Source organism: Pseudoalteromonas rubra, from assembly GCF_005886805.2.
Classification (GTDB): Bacteria; Pseudomonadota; Gammaproteobacteria; order Enterobacterales; family Alteromonadaceae; genus Pseudoalteromonas; species Pseudoalteromonas rubra_D.
Genome location: NZ_CP045430.1, coordinates 940415 through 957636 on the forward strand (window position 1 = coordinate 940415; position 17222 = coordinate 957636).

The following is a 17222-nucleotide window of genomic DNA, read 5'->3' on the forward strand; positions in this document are numbered from 1 at the left end:
CCAGCCATCTGACACTATGTGATGCATATTCAGTAGTAATACGCCCTGTTGTGTGCCATCACTGTGTTTATGCGTACACAAATAGGTCACTCTGAACAACATATCTGTTGTCAGATCAAATGGCGCCAGAGTATCGTGCTCAATGTGTGCAGCCACTTCTGACGCCAGGTCGTCACTGCCACACAAGTCGATGCAGCGAATATTAAGCGCCACATCATCGCGGATAGTCTGCCTTGGCCCATCCTCAGAATCATAGTAATCGGAGCGCAAAATAGTGTGGCGCGCCAAAATATCGTTGAATGCATCTTCTACGGCCGCCAAATCCACACGACCCTGCACATCCAGTGCAAGCGGGATATTGTACTCGGCCGAAGGCCCTCGTAGTTGCTCTAAAAACCACAATCGCGTCTGTGAGAAAGATAAAACGCTTTGTGTTAACCCCAGAGCAGGAATGCTGCCTGTAGGTTGGGTTAACGCATTTGGTTTTGCTGCCTGTTGGCTCAACAGCTCAATAAGCTGAGTTTTGTTTTCCTTAAGTGCGCTTCTCAACTCATCAGTCATACTGCCTTTTGCTGCTTTAAACTTGAGTTTGCCCTGCTCGACATACAGATGAACGCCCTGTGATATCGCTAACTCGAAAGCCTGATGTACATTCATTAAATCTCACCATCCTCAACTAAATCCTGATCGCAGATACTGTCTGCCGCCTGCGCATTGAGCTGTTGCATTCGCAGCAAGTCAATATGCTGGGCCAGCTGGGCCAGTGACTGCGCCGTAAAAATGTCCTGCATGTCTATCTGTTGTAGCTGTAATTCCGGGTCCGATGTAATCGCTCTGACCAGCTTGCTAACCAGCAGGGAGTGGCCACCCAAAGCAAAGAAATTGGCTGAGGTGCTTATCTCACTTTCCTGCAAATGCAGTAATTGCGCCCAGATGGCAACCAGGCGTTGTTCACTGTGTGTTTCAGGAGCAATGTATTCACCTTCAACAGCCGCTAAATCAGGCTCTGGCAGCGCACGCTTATCAATCTTGCCGTTACTGGTCAGTGGCCATTGAGAGACCGGAACAAACATCCCGGGTACCATATAATCCGGCAGTTTGTCGGCCAGTTCCGTCTTAATGCGCTGGATAACCGCTTTATCATCATTAATATTTTCATGACCAGAGACACTATTTTTGGCATTTTTGTTGTTCAATTGAACATACGCCACTAAGTGTTTGGCACCCGTTGCACTGGTCGCAACAGTCACCACTGCCGCGTCGACATCAAGACAGTCGGCCAGCAAGCCTTCAATTTCACTGATCTCAATCCTGAAGCCGCGGATCTTAACCTGTTGGTCGATCCGACCCAGATATTCCAACTCGCCATCCGGCAGATATCGAACCAGGTCCCCTGTTTTATACAAGGTTTCGGTTACACATTTATTGTGCCCATCGAAATAAGGGTTAGAGACAAATCGCTCTGCGGTTTGCTCCGCTAACTGGTGGTAACCGCGTGCCAGTCCCACACCACTGATGTACAGCTCACCCACCACGCCCGGCGATAGCAAGGCAAGGTTACTATCCAGCACAAAGGCACTGGTGTTTTTCAGAGGCTTACCTATAGTAACTTTCTGTCCGGGACGTAACTCTGCCCAGGTGGCACAAATGGAGATCTCAGTCGGGCCATAAGCATTAACCATCCGGTACGCACCGCCCCACTGTTCAACCACTTCCTGGTCACAAGCTTCACCCCCTACTGCCAGCGCTTTAAGCGCCAAATCATCACGAAACTCCATCATGGCCAGGAATGCCGGTGGCAATAACACATGAGTAATGGCTTCACTGTGCAGCAGCTGACCTATGCTCTCCGGAGACAGACGCTGAACACTGTCGGCAATCACCAAAGTGGCACCACTCAGCAGTGCCATCACGTACTCCCAGGTGCCGGCATCAAAACTCATAGATGCAAAGTGCAATACTTTGCTTTGTCCATCCACTTTCAGATAGTGACGGTGGTTAAACGCGATATTCACTATCCCTTTGTGCTCAAGCAGCACACCCTTTGGCTTGCCAGTCGACCCCGAAGTGTAAATGGCATAGGCCAAGTTTGAAGATGTCAGGCCAGCTACCAGCTCTCTTGGATTGTGGGTCGAATAATCGACAAACGTTTGCACCACTTGCTCATTACCCAAGCCGTCAATGCAGATACTGTGGTAATCGGTTAAATCCAGCTGCTCAATAATAAAATGCGTAGAGAGGATAATTTTAACGCCGGAGTTTTCCATCATGTAAGTTACGCGCTGACGCGGGTAAGCCGGATCCAATGGTACATAGGCTGCACCGGCTTTAAGAATGGCCAGTGTACCGATGATCATTTCCAGCGAGCGCTCAACACATAAGCCGATAAAGGTATCCGGCGTAACCTGATATTCACGGATCAGGAAGTGCGCCAGCTGGTTGGCACGCTCATTCAGTTCGCGATAGGTCAGCTGTTTGTTGCCGAATTTAATGGCAAGCTGATCTGGGGTTTGCAGCGCCTGTTCTTCAAACACCTCATGAATACACTTATCGACCGGATAATCTGCCGAATTGTTATTCAGGCCGTTGATCAAATAGGATTCCAGCTTGTCACCCAAAATAGACAGTCGATTTAGTGGCAAGGCACGACGCGTCTGAGGCGACATATCCGCAAGCGCGATCAAGGCATTATTAAAGTGCTCACTCAGCTGCTCAACAAATTCAGCATCAAACAGAGCCACATCATAGTTCCAGATGGTCTCAACCTGGTTGTCGCTAATATTCAGCGCAATTTCCAGATCAAACTTGATCGCCGGATGACTGCCTTCCAGCGGTGACAGGCTCACATCTGGCAGTGCCATCAGGGCCGACTCATCGTTGCCATCAGTAAACTTATCATTGGTGGTCAGCATGATCTGCACCAAAGGTGTGTATGATGAAGTGCGTGGCAAGTTCAGCGCATCAATGAGCTGCTCAAAAGGCACATCCTGATTCACCTGTGCGTTCATATGTACCTGACGTACATGAGCGAGATACGCTTCCAATGTGTTGTGGCGGGTATCAAGGCGCAAAGCCAGGGTGTTGACAAAACAACCAATGAGCGGGCTAAGCGCCTCATCGGCACGGTTTGCCACCGGCGTGCCAATAACAATGTCTGACTGATTGCTATGACGGCTTAGTACTACACCCAAAACAGCGTGCATCAACATAAACGGGCTCAGCTGGGCCTGTTTGGCAACCGCGCCTAACTGCTGTGCCACATACGCTGGCAACGTAGCGGTAACATGCGCTCCCTGAGTCTGCTTTACTTCAGGACGATGATGCTGGGTTGGCAGGCTATGTGTCAGTGGCGCATCTTCCAGTGTCTGCTGCCAGAATGTCAGCTGCTTCTCAAACTCGCCGCCCTGCATTCTGTCTTTCTGCCAAACGGCAAAGTCAGCGTACTGCAACTCCAGCTCAGGCAATGGGTTGACCTGATCGGCCGCAAAAGCCCGATATAAGGTCACAAACTCATTGATCAGCACATCCATCGACCAACCGTCGGAAGCAATATGATGCAGCGTTAGCAGTAACACACCGCGCTGATCATGACCAGTTCCCTGCAGTTTCACGTACTGTCCACGGATAGACAACTGCTGAGTCAAGTCAAATGGGCGCTGTGCTTCTTCAAGCAGGCACTGTGACAACTGTGCCTGCTGCTGTTCTCCCTGACTGTCGCTGAGATCGACAAAGCCCAGCGTAAAATCGTGCTCTGGAAGCACATGCTGGCGTACTGCATCATCCTGCTCTCGATAGACAGTGCGCAAAATCTGATGACGCGTCACTATGGTGCTAAGCACCTTCTCAACCAAAGTCAGCTCCAGTGCGCCTTCCACATTCAGCGCAACTGGCATGTTATACTGACTCTGCCCGGATTGCATTTGCTCCAGCAGCCAGAAGCGCTGCTGGGTATAAGAGAGCACACAGCCATCCGGATAATGTCCGGGTTGCGGCCCCTGCGCATTGCCAGATGTCCCTTCTGCATGAGACAGAAATGCAATGATCTCTGCCTTGTTTGCGATGATGTCCTGTTTCAGTGTGGCCGGAAATTCGCTCACCGTCAGGTCAAAATGTAACGCGCCCTCTTTGGCATACAGATAAACGCCTTGGTCTGCTGCCGATTTAACTAATTGTGCAATCATTATAGTGTTCCACTCATCATTACCGATTCATTGGCTTTTTTGTCTTCGAGATATTTTTGTGCCTGCTTGCTCTCAATTACCTTCGAAAGGACCGCTAATTCTGCAGCGTCGTAAATTTCCCGTAATGTCAGCTCGATTTCGAACTGGGTTTTAATTGCCCCCGCCAGCTTGATCAGATAGAGCGAATGACCGCCCAACTCAAAGAAGTTGGCGCTGGTACTGATCTGCTCTTTGTTCAGATCGAGCAGCTCCGCCCAAATTGCCACCAGGGCATGCTCTGTCTCACTTTGCGGTGCAATGTATTCCTGACCTGCCAACATACCTTGCGGTGCTGGCAGGGCTTTTTTATCTATTTTTCCATTTGGCGTCAGCGGCCACTCATCTATCAACACGAACTGGCCTGGGATCATGTGCGCCGGTAAGTCGCCTTCCAGCGCACTTTTCACGTCGCTTAACCTGGCTTGTTGCCGTGTCACATTATCGACTTCCTCTCTTGTCTCACATGTGAGACAAGGCTGTAGATAGGCCACCAGATAATGTCCACCATCGCTGTGTTCGCGTGCCATCACCAGGGATGTCGCCACATCCGGGTGGGTATTAAGGCGATGCTCGATTTCCCCCAACTCAATCCTGAAGCCCCGGATCTTAACCTGGTCATCTATTCGTCCAATAAATTCAAAATGACCATCTTCGCGATAACGCACCAAATCGCCGGTGCGGTACAAGCGCTTGCTGTTATTGACTCCCTCCGTTTCATAGTAAGGGTTATCAATAAAACGTTCGGCCGTCAGTTCAGGGCGATTTAAATAACCCCGTGCAACACCAGCACCACCCAGATAGAGCTCACCCACACTGCCGGTCGGTAGCAGCTCCTGAGCACTCCCCAGCACATACGCCTGGCTGTTGGCGATTACCCGGCCAATGTCCGGCACCTGATCCAATGCGGTGGTAAAACGTGCCGCTGTTGAATAGGTAGTATCTTCCGACGGACCATATAAGTTGCATACCGCCACACCCGGACAGGCCTCTAAAATCTGATTTACCTGCTGCGCAGTCAGCGGCTCACCTGCGAGGTTAATGACTTTCACCCCTTCAGGTACCGCGCCCACTTCCAGCAATGCCTTCATCGCCGATGGCACAGTATTGATCATACTGATGTCTAACTGCTGCTCAGCGAGCGTCATGGCATTTTGTACAATCACGCTCTGATAACCAAAACACAGTGGCAAGAACAACTCGTAAATCGACAAGTCAAAGTTCAGTGACGTCGAAGCCAGCACTTTGCCCAGTTCAGCATCGCTGTAGGCTTGTTTCGCCCACTGCAACATTGCCACGGTATTGCCATGTTCAATCATCACGCCCTTCGGCTTGCCGGTCGACCCTGAAGTGTAAATCAGGTAAGCCAGACTCTGGGCCGACACGCCGGTTTCTGCCCGCGTTAAATTGTGCGCAGGATAAGCTGAAAATATGTCGTGGTTATGTGACTCTGGTGTGTCCAGTAAAACGACGTTAGCATACCCCAGTGTTATCCCTTCTGCAACATTCTGTTGACTTAACACCACATCTAAACGCGCATCTTCAACCAGATAAGCCAGACGCGATTGCGGGTAGTTCGGATCCAACGGTACATAGGCGCCACCGGCTTTGAGGATACCCCAAATCCCAATCACCATTTCCAGCGAGCGCTCTACACACAAGCCCACTAACGAATCCGGTCCGATATTGTGCTCCGCGCGCAGATAATGGGCCACTTGGTTGGCTCTGCTATTAAGCTCACCATAGCTCAGAGTCTGCTCACCAAAGCGCAGTGCAATCTGCTCCGGAGCCGCTGCGGCCTGCTGCTCAAACAATTCATGAATACACAGCTCGCGCGGATAATCCAGCGCTGTGTCATTCCAGCTGTGTAGCTGCTGTTGACGCTCGGCATCATCCAGCACACATAAACTCTGCACCGCTGTGCTGCTCTGGCTGTCCAGTAAATCCAGCACCTGAGTCAGGGTCACTTGCAGGTACTGTGCAATGCGCGCCGCCGGGGCACGTTTATCCACCTGAAGTTCAAACCCAAAGCCATCGCCGAAGTCATCCACCGAGAGGTTGAACGGATAGTTGGTGCGCTCTTCACTGGCCAGCACTTTAAACCCGGCATCCTGCTCCAGCTGAGACTCCGCTACCGCCGAGTGACGATAGTTCAGCATCGCGCTGAACAGGGGCAGCTGACCGCTCACACCGCTGCAACGCTGCGCCTCGGCCAGCGACACCTGCTCGTACGGCATCAAGGCACGCAGGTCATCATTAATGTGTGCCAGCAGGCTCATCGCATCCTGCTCACTCAGCGACACTCGCAATGGCAGGGTGTTAATCATCATCCCCATCAGCTGGCTGCTCAGGCCATCATCGCTCATACGACCGGATAAGACGGTGCCGAACACCACCTCCGACTGACCACTACACACTCCCAGCACTTTTGCCCAGACCAGATGGAACAGGGCAGCCGGACTACTGTGATACTGACGGGTCAGACGGCGAATGCGCTGCGCCTGTACGTCATCAAGGGTGACATGCACCGTCTCAATGCCCGAGCCATCATTCAGCACATCCGTCAGACCATAAGGCAATGTGGGTTCGCTGACATCCCCAAGCATTTCACCGAAGAAGGTTTCGGTATCCAGACTCGCTGTGCGTGCCAGGGTGCGACCGACAAACTCCCGGTATGGCACCGGCTCTGCCAGACTCGCTTCATTGCCGTTCAGCAGCGCTGTTAATTCATGGACCAGAATTTCCAGCGAGACGTGATCTGAGATCAGGTGATGCTCACACAACAGCGCATAATGCTTGCCCTGCGCAGCGTCTTCACACACGCTCAGTTGCAACAGCGGCGCGTTTTCCAGCTCAATCCACAGCGGCTGCTCAGCCACATGGGCATTGAACGCGGCCCAGACATCCGCTTCCTCGCTGAAGTCCAGCTCAGTCACGGGCAGCGCTACCTCACGCTGTACCACCTGAAGTGCAGTGGTGCGGTTGCGCCATAAGATGGCGGTGCGCAGCACATCGTGGCGGGCAATCAGGGTATTCAGTGCCCATTTAAAGCGCTCAAGGGACTCGTGGCTGTCGAACTCAAACGTGGTGCTGGTAACATACGGGTCCTGCCCTTCACTCATGGTGTGTACAAACAGCACGCCTTCTTGCAACGGTGCCAGCGGGTAGATGTCCTGAATATTGGCCATGCCACCGGGGATGGTCTGGGCAATATCCGTGAGCTGTTGCTCATCCAGCTCAGTGAGCGTCACCATCTCCGGGGTGATCTGGGTGCAATCCGCCGGAATTAAATTGGCGGGCACACAACTTGATTCCTCACTCCCAAGTGCCCGAACCTGGCGCGCCATGTCCTGTAGCGTGTGTGCCCTGAACAAGGCCTGCACGTCCGCCTGATACTGACGTGCGCGCAGCTGACTGACCAGCTGCATAATCAGCAATGAATGGCCCCCCAGCGCGAAGAAATTAGCATGGACACCCACCTTATCGACGTCCAGCGACAACAGCGACGCGACGATGTCGACCACCATTTTCTCGGCGTCGGTTTGTGGTGCCTGATAAGGCTGCTCCACCGTTTTAGCTGGCAGGGCCAGCAGTGCTCGCTTGTCCAGTTTGCCATTGGCCGTCAGCGGCCACTGAGCAACAAAACTATAAGCCGACGGCACCATGTAATCCGGCAGGTTGCCGCTCAGGTGCTGTTGCAGTGCGTCAATCAGACTGCTGTCTTGCTCACTTTGAATGAAAGCGCGCAGTACCTTGCCACCTTGCTTACCGGCCTCGGCCAGTACCACCGCCGATTCAACCCGTTCATGACTCATCAGCTGGGTTTCTATCTCACCCAGCTCCACCCGGAAACCACGGATCTTGACCTGATCATCGCTGCGTCCGACAAACTCAATTTCGCCGTCTGCGCCGATACGCACTAAGTCACCGGTTTTGTATAAACGCGCGCTCAATGCCGGGTTAGCCGGATCACAATACGGGTTATCAATAAAGCGCTCGGCGGTGAGCTCGCTTTGATGTAAATAACCACTGGCCAGACACTGACCACTGACATACAGCTCACCGACTACGCCCGGCGGGCATAACGTCAGCTGCTCGCTGAGTACCAGAGTCGCAGTATTGACGTTGGCGCGGCCAATGGGCACCGCACGCGGGTCATCGTAACCACCGCTGATAGCATAGCCGGATGCGGTGACTGTGGTCTCAGTTGGACCATAGGTATTGAGCAGCACAAAGCCCGGTTTAAGGGAAGCTACCGATTGTTTATCCAGCGCTTCACCGCCGACAATCACCAGTCGCAGTACCAGGGATTCAAGCTCCGCTTCGCTCAGCGCCAGCATATGCCAGAACGCCGTTGGCAGGCTGGCTACACTGATGGCATGGCTGTCGCAGAAGGCGATAAAGGCCTCGCGACTCAGCGACACGTCTTCATCCCGCAGCACCAGGGTGGCGCCCTGCGTCAATGTCGCCAGCCATTCTTCGACGAAAATATCGAAGTTCATAGTAGAGAACTGCAACACGTTGTCAGCTTCGGTGATTTCGTAGCGCTGCTCGCAGTTAGCGGCAAAGTTGATCAGGTTATGATGACTTATCATCACGCCTTTGGGGTTACCGGTTGAGCCCGAGGTGTACATCACATAGGCCAGATTATCCGGGGCCAGCGCCACATCCGGATTGCTGATTGGATAGTTTGCAAACTGACTGGCGTTATCCAGCAGCACAGCCGTGACGTTAAAATCGTTCAGGATCCCGGCAACTTTTTGCTGGGTCAATACCACAGACAAGCCGGTGTCTTCGACCATGTACGCTAAACGTTCCTGCGGATAATCCGGGTCCAGCGGCACATAGGCCCCGCCTGCTTTAAGGATGGCCAGCACCGCCACCATCATTTCCAGCGAGCGGCCCACACACAGACCCACCAGCGTATCCGGGCCCACCTGATGCTCGGCCCGTAAATAATGCGCCAGCTGATTGGCGCGTTCGTTGAGCAGGTGATAGGTCAGGAAATCATCGTCATAGCTGACGGCAACACGGCCCATCGTTTTCGCGGCCTGTTGCTCAAACAGTTGGTGTACCGAAGCTTGTGGTAAGGCCACAGCCGGCCCTTGCTGTGCACTCAGTAACGCCTGGCGCTGCTCGGCAGAGTACGCTGTCCACTGAGCCGGTGATTCTTCGGAATCTCGCATTGCGTGGTGCAATAAGTTATCGATGGCAGTATTCATCAAGTCAGCCACCAGCGCCAATGGAACGCGCGCATCAGCCTGGAAGTCGAGGGTGAACTCATCACCAAAGTCATTGACCGACAGATCCAGCGGATAGTTGCTGCGTTCACGTACTGCAGCAATGTCATAAAGGCTGCTTTGTTGCTCATCGAGGTTTTCAGAGTGGCGGAAATTCAGCGTGGTGCTGAACAAGGGCGAACTGGCATCAACCTGAGAGTGGCGCTGCGCTTCGGCCAGTGCCACCTGCTCGTAAGGGATCAATCCCTGCAGCTGATCATGTACCTGAGTCAGCAAGGCTCTGGCATCTACATTGGCCAGCTGTACGCGCACCGGCAAGGTATTGATCAGCATACCCAGCATGCGTTCTACGCCCGCTTCACCACTCATACGCCCGGACAATACAGTACCAAATACCACATCCTGCAAATTACAACAGTGGCTCAGCACCTGTGCCCAGGCAGCATGGAACAACACCGCCGGACCCATTTGTAACTGCCGCGACAGCTGACGAATACGTTCACCCTGCTCTGCTGCCAGCGCATAGCTGAGCTCCTGCGAATTCGACCCATCACCCAGCGTATCTGCCAGGCCAAAAGGTAAAGTTGGCGTATCAACATCTCCCAGACGCGCCGAGAAAAATGCCGCACTGTCGAGGGTGTTGGCAATGTGTTGTGATTTGGCAACGAATTCGCGATACGGTACTTGTGGCGGTAAACTGGCCTGCTCGCCCGCCACACACATGGCCAGCTCTTCCAGGATCAATTCAACCGACACATGGTCAGTGATCAGGTGGTGATGTTTAAACAAAGCATGCACTTTACCACTGTGCTCATCCCGAATAACCTGCATGCGTACCAGCGGTGCCTGCTCTACATCGATTTTATGATTACCATGCTCAACGAACTCATTAAATGCGGCCAGCACATCTTGCTCAGCACCGAAGTCCAGCCACTCAACCAGACTGCCCACCTCGCGCTGCACCACCTGCACCGCCTGTTCACGGCCGCGCCAGAGGATCACACTGCGCAAAATATCATGACGAGCAACGACCTGCTCCAGAGCCGCAACGAAAGACTCAAACTTTGCCTCATCTGCAAAGGTCAGTGCCGCAGAAATCACATACGGGTCAAACTCCTGCTGCAAGGAGTGTGCAAATAAAATGCCTTCCTGCAGTGGTGCCAGCGGGTAAATATCCTGAATGTTTGCCATGCCACCCGGCACCTGCTCAGACAAGGTATCAATATCGCTTTGACTCAGGCTGATCAGAGGTAACATCTCAGGTGTAATGGCTGTGGTGTCAGCCGTTATGCCATTTGCGGGCACTTGCCAGCTATGCTGTGCTTCCAGCGTACTGACAGTTAAGGCCATTTCGGCCAGCGTCTGGGCTTTAAAGATAGCCGCCGCTTCTGCCGTATACCCGGCCTGTTTAAGGCGGGCATGGATCTTCATGACCAACAAGGAGTGGCCGCCCAACTCAAAGAAGTTCGCGGTACGACTGACTTTGCTCGTTTCAATACCAAGTAGTTGTGACCAAATCTCACTCAGCAGGCATTCAATATCGCCCTGTGGTGCCTCGTACTGGCCCTGTCCTGCGGCCATATCAGGCTCTGGCAGCGCACGCTTATCAATTTTACCATTCGCATTCAAAGGCCACTGCATCATAGCCACAAATGCGCCGGGAACCATGTAAGCCGGTAAACTATCACCCAGCGCCTCACTTAACCAGTGACTCAGCGTCTGGTCTTCAGGCACCTGAACCGCAGGCTCGACATAGGCCACTATCATGGCATTGTTACTAAGATCTTTGCGGGCAACGACTAGTGCCTGCTCAACCTGCTCCAGCGCATTCAGCGTGTGCTCGATTTCACCCAACTCTACGCGGAAACCCCGGATCTTAATCTGATCGTCTACTCGTCCAACGTACACAATCTCGCCCTGTTCATCATAACGCACCAGGTCGCCAGATCGATATAAGCGCTGAGGCTGTCCCTCACGCCCGGCAAAAGGGTTTTCAATGAAACGCTCAGCACTAAGCTCAGCCAGGTTGAGATATCCCAGCGCCAGTCCATCACCACCGAGGTAAAGTTCGCCAACAGATCCAACAGGCAGAAGTTGCTGTTGTGCAGACAAGATATAACAACGGTCTCCACAAATTCCGCGGCCAATCGGCAACACGCCTCGGGCGATATCGTCGTTGTTAACCGCGTACCAGGTCGAAAAGGTGGTGTTTTCTGTCGGTCCATAGACATGAACAAACCGACAATCTGGATTGCTGCTCAGTGCCTTTTCCCAGCTATTAAGACGAGCAGCCTCACCGCCAGACAACACGCAACGCAATGAATCCTGGGTAACGCCGGTACGGCTCCATTCATCAAACAACCCGGTTGTCAGGAACATATCAGTGATCTGCTGCTCAAAAATCACCTCGTCCAGACGAGACACGGTTAAAAACTCATCCGGGAACAGCACACAGCGACCGCCGTTAAGTAGCGGCCCCCAGATTTCTATGGTCGCAGCATCAAAGGCAATGTTGGCACATTGTAAGAAGGCTGTCTCACCACCAAGCTGAATAAAGTCAGGGTTATCCACCAGGCGTACGACCGCGCGGTGCGGTGTCATTACCCCTTTAGGATTACCCGTTGAGCCTGACGTGTAAATGATATACGCCAGAGACTCTGGCGATTGAGTATTGGCATACAGCGGATTATCAGTACCATACTGCTCAAAACGTGCACTATGGGTGTCCACAGCCAGTAATTCGGCATCGCTAAATGCCAGTCGCTCACTTAGCGCCTGCTCCGTCAATATCACCTGTGCACCGCTGTCCGACAGCATAAACTCCAGACGGGACTGAGGGTAATTAGGCTCCAATGGCAAATAGGCACCACCGGCTTTCAATATCGCCAAAGTGGCAACCACCATCTGAATGGAGCGACCAATACACAAGCCTACTAAAGTGCCATCAGCAACCTTATGTTGCTCACGTAAGTAATGTGCCAGCTGGTTTGCCTGAGCATTCAGCTCACCATAGCTGAGTGTCTGCTCATTGAGTTGTAGCGCAATGGCGTCCGGCGTTGCTGCGGCCTGTGCTTCAAACAACTGTTGGATCTGCATGTCACTGCGATACCAGGGCGCACTCGCCTGCCACTGCACCAACTGATGTTGCTGTGCCAGCTCAGGCAGCACGCTGTATGAGACGGGCTGATCCGGTGTTTCTTCTAATGCTGTCACAAGCTGCGTCAGCGCGTTGGTGAGATAAGCTGCAACCTGCTGTACTTCGACCTGCTGATCGATTTGATACTCAAGCGAGAAACCTTGTCCCAGGTCGTTCACTGACAAACCGAATGGGTAGTTGGTGCGCTCTTTGGCAGTCAGCAAAGTCCAGGCAGCATTATCCTGCTGCAGCGCGGTCATATCATCCTGCGTCGCAGAATGACGGTAGTTCAGCATGGCGCTAAACAGCGTTGCACCGCTGGCAAGACCGCTATATTTTTGTGCTTCAGCGAGCGATACCTGCTCATAGGGCAGCAATGCTTTAAGGCTCTGATCAACTCGCTTAAGTTGCGCCAGCACCGGGGCATCATCCAGAGAAACACGCAATGGCAGAGTGTTTATCATCATCCCCATCATGCTCTCAATACCCGCCAGACCATTCATCCGACCCGACATAACACTGCCAAACACCACATCCTGCGTGCCACAACAGGCCGCAATCACCTGTGCCCAGGCCAGATGGAACAGGGCTGCCGGACTCAATCTTTCACGCCGTGCCAGGGTACGGATTGCCTCACTCAGCTCAGCCGGTAATGTGTCATGATGATCAACGATAGTCTCACCATTGCCAGTCACTTCACTCAAATCAAAGGGCAAGGTGGGGGTTTCTATGTCGCTCAGCTGCGCCGAAAAGAACCCGGCAACATCCAGATTACGATTGTGCTCCAGGGTATGAGCAATAAAGGCACGATAAGGCAAAGGCGCAGGCAGTGCGCTATCAGGCTCATCACATAGTTGCTGTAACTGAGAAACTAAAATGTCCAGTGATACATGGTCGGTCGTCAAGTGGTGGAAAGTCAGCAATGCATAGTGCTTGCCCTGCTCATCGGCCTCCGTGATCGCCAGCTTGATCAATGGAGCCGCTTCCAGATCTAATGTATGCGGATGCTCCGCTACGTAGGCTTCAAAAGCCATTTTGACCGGTTGCTCAGTATCGAACACCAAATGTGACACACTTAACTGTGCCTCTCGCAGTACGACCTGCAACGCCGTTTCGCGCTCGCGCCACATCACTGCCGTACGCAGCACATCGTGAGTCGCAACCATATGTTGCAATGCCCGCTGGAAATTCGCTAACTGCTTGGCTCCTTGAAACTCAAATGCCGCAGTCGTGACATAAGGGTCTGAATGCGTATTCAGGGTGTGCACAAATAGCACCCCTTCCTGAAGGGGCGCTAAAGGATAAATGTCAGCAATATTACTATGTTCACCCGGAATTTTTGCCGCAATTTCGTCAATTTCCTGCTGATTCAGCTCGACCAGATTTAGCATCTCGGGGGTCACCCGCGCACAGTCTGCCGGGATAGCGTTAACAGGCACAGTAAAGGCCTGAGACTGTTTGCCCTGCTTATCAAGCAGTTCAGCCATCTCCCGAAGCGACGCAGTGGCAAACAAATCATGCACCCGCGCTTGCCAGCCCAGACCCTGAAGCTGACTGGCCAACTGCATCAATAACAGTGAATGTCCCCCAAGTTGGAAGAAGTTCGCAGTCGCGCTCACCTCGTCCACTTTGAGTAACTCAGACCACAGAGCAGCCAGCGTAACTTCCGTGTCGGTTTGCGGCGCCAGATATTCTCCCTGCAAAGCGATGGTCGTGCTGGCCAGCAGTGCTTTCTTATCGATTTTCCCGTTTGGGGTCAGTGGCCACTGAGTTAGTAAAGTAAAATGACCTGGCACCATGTGTGCTGGCAGCTCTTGCTCAAGTTCCCGTTGCAGAGCAAAAACAAATTCAGCCTGTTCTGATCCTGTCACTGGTTGCTCCGGGATAACACAAGCCAGTAGTTGATTCGTGCCACCCTGACGCTTCGCCAGTACCACACAAGAATGCACCGCCGACAGTTTATTCAGGCCATGCTCAATCTCACCCAGCTCGACACGAAAACCTCGCACCTTCACCTGATCATCGGCGCGGCCAACGAACTCCAGCTCACCGTTTGGTAAGTAACGAACCAGATCGCCACTGCGATACAAACGCTCTCCAGTCTTCTGATTTTGTTGGTAAAATGGGTTAACTACAAACTTATCCTGGCTCAATTCAGGACGATTCAGATAGCCCTGAGCCAGCCCGGCACCGCCGATGTACAACTCACCAATAGAGCCAATCGGCAGCATTTTTTGATATTCATCCAGAACAAACAAAGACACATTGTCGAGCGCTTTGCCGATACGAATAGGGTTGCCGGGCGACAACTTGCAAACCGTGGCACAGACTGACGCCTCTGAAGGACCATACGCATTATAGAATCCATAACGGGCAGACCATAAGTCCATCAGTTCCTGCTCGCAGGCCTCACCAGCCACAATAAGGCACTGAAGCGCATAGTCATCACGGCATTCCATGGTCGCCAGAAATGCCGGCGGTAACGTCACATGAGTGATCTGCTGTTGGACAAATAAATCAGCCACCTTTGCTGGCTCAAGGCGCGCTTCATCACTGCTGATCACTAAAGTCGCCCCGTTTAGCAGCGCCATCACCCAGTCCCAGGTGCCTGCATCAAAACTGATCGAGGCATAATGTAAGACCCGGCTTTGTGCCGTGATAGCGAATCTGTCTTGCTGGTTTTGCGCCAGATTGACGATCCCCTGATGAGTACACATCACGCCTTTCGGTTTACCCGTCGAGCCCGAGGTATAAATCAGGTAGGCCAGTTCATCGCTGTGTTGCTGTATCTCTGTACTGAGGTTGCTCTGGCTAAACTGTGCCCATTCGCAAGCCTTTGGTTCAGTAGCTACATTTTCCAGCGAAATCACTTTGTCAGCGGCAAACGCCACCGACTCTCGACAGCGGGAATTAGTGAGGATCACGCTCACCGCAGAGTCTTCCATCATATAAGCAAGACGGTCTGCCGGATAATTGGGGTCCAGTGGTACATACACCCCGCCCGCTTTCAACGTGGCAAGGATCGCGATCATCATCTCAAGTGACCGGTTAATGCAGACACCCACATAGCTGCCCGGCATCACTCCCTGGTGCACCAGGTAATGGGCCAGTTGATTGGCTCGTTCATTCAGCGCCTGATAGCTCAGTGATGTGTCTCCAAACACCAGGGCTGACTGTTCAGGGGCGGCAGCGACTTGTTGCTCAAATACCTGCTGGATAGTCAGCCCAGAGGCATAGTCGGTCTGGTTGCCGTTCCAATCAAACAGCTGCTGCTCGATTTCCTGCTCGGTTGCCAATGTGTAATCACCAATCAGCATGGTTGGATTGGTCACAACATCTGCAATCATGGTAGTCAGACGGCTGACATGGCTATCTATTTCATCGTCATTGAAGAAATTACGATCAAAATTAAACTCGACATGAACGTTATTAATATTATCATGACTGCGCACATAAATAGACAAAGGATATGAGCCGAATCCGCTGTTCAGTACGGCCTTATGGCTAGTCACTTCGCCAAACTGGGTATCCGAAGGATGCTCTTCTACAGACAGCTGAATATCGAACAGCTGGCCTTCGCCGTCATTCAGCGGTCTGAGGTCACGAATGATTTCGTGCAGCGGGTACTTCTGATATTTGTAGCTGCGTTTGAGCTCGGCAGCGACCGATTTGAAGGTATCGGCGAAACTATCAGTACGAGAAAATGCCACACCAACGGGGATCACTGACGCCATCATGCCGATAGTCTGACGTAGCTTGGCTGAGCTACGATTGTGCACCGGCATACCGATATGGACCAGATCACGTTTATCGTTCATCTGTGAAAAATAGACGGCGATCAGAGTTGTGAAAAAGTGCGTAGCTGAACAGCCATACCGTGCGGCAACAGCCCCTATTTGATTGTATTGTTGCTGCGTAAATTCGTATTCGCGGCGCGCGAATGGCTGATCATCAAACTGATTAGTTTTCTTCAGCAACAATGGTTCGGGTAAAGTAGCAAACTTTTCCTGCCAAAAAGCCTGGTCTTTTTCGAACCGGCTGCTCTGCCGGTAAGCCAGGTCTTTTTCAATAAATTCACTATAGAGTGGACGCTCAGGAACCTCTCTGAGAAAGCGACCTTGCCCATCCATTGCCAGATACGTTTCGCTGAGGTATTCAATAAATAAACTGCCCGCGATGCCATCCACTATCAAATGATGGAACACCATGCACATGGCACTTTCTTGCTCGGAGATTTTTAACCAGTGAATACGCCATAAACAAGGACCATAAATATCAATGGGCGTAGACATTTGATTTTGACAGTAGTCTGCCGCACGCTGATGCGCATCCGGGTAGCCACTTAAGTCAATACACTTCCAGTCCAGTTCCAGATCATCATTGATAATTTGCGACGGCTGTGTATCTTCCAGCACCAGATTGATCCGATAGGCGTCGGTATGTGCCACAACGTGATCCAGTGCATGTTTAAAGCGTACCGGGTCCAAGGCCCCCGTCAACACAAACCGACCCCCAACGTTATACAGCGGGGACTCACTTTTGAATACTTGTTCCATCCAGACAGGTTGCTGGGATGATGTCAGGGGATAACGTCTATTACTCATGATTGGTCTATCCATACTCACTGGC

General features: G+C 52.3%; 3 protein-coding genes (1 of these 3 cut by a window edge). All 3 read right to left on the bottom strand.

Translation table 11 applies throughout. From position 1 onward, the window contains the following. Tightly spaced (each overlapping or abutting the next), the 3 genes in view from CWC22_RS22810 to CWC22_RS22820 form a layout consistent with a single transcriptional unit that may run on beyond the window. Positions 1-657, bottom strand: partial view of a non-ribosomal peptide synthetase gene (locus CWC22_RS22810; protein WP_138539786.1) — the start only. The gene continues 9351 nt to the left of window position 1, outside the view; the window shows 657 of its 10008 coding nt (coding positions 1-657); it begins with the start codon at positions 655-657; the stop codon falls past the left edge of the window. Continuing rightward, a complete protein-coding gene (locus CWC22_RS22815; RefSeq protein ID WP_138539787.1) occupies positions 657-4181 on the bottom strand; it encodes a non-ribosomal peptide synthetase in 3525 nt (1174 codons plus the stop codon). Before CWC22_RS22815 ends, CWC22_RS22810 begins: the two co-directional genes overlap by 1 nt. After that, the gene (locus tag CWC22_RS22820; protein WP_195879877.1) at positions 4181-17197 is read right to left on the bottom strand and encodes a non-ribosomal peptide synthetase; all 13017 of its coding nucleotides are present in this window, start codon (positions 17195-17197) and stop codon (positions 4181-4183) included. The genes CWC22_RS22815 and CWC22_RS22820 overlap by 1 nt, the downstream gene beginning before the upstream one ends. Positions 17198-17222 lie beyond the last annotated feature (25 nt).

Excerpts from the sequence above, each read along its gene's own strand:
- CWC22_RS22815 (WP_138539787.1), bottom strand. The coding sequence starts at position 4,181 with ATGATTGCACAATTAGTTAAATCGGCAGCAGACCAAGGCGTTTATCTG.
- CWC22_RS22820 (WP_195879877.1), bottom strand. The coding sequence starts at position 17,197 with ATGAGTAATAGACGTTATCCCCTGACATCATCCCAGCAACCTGTCTGG.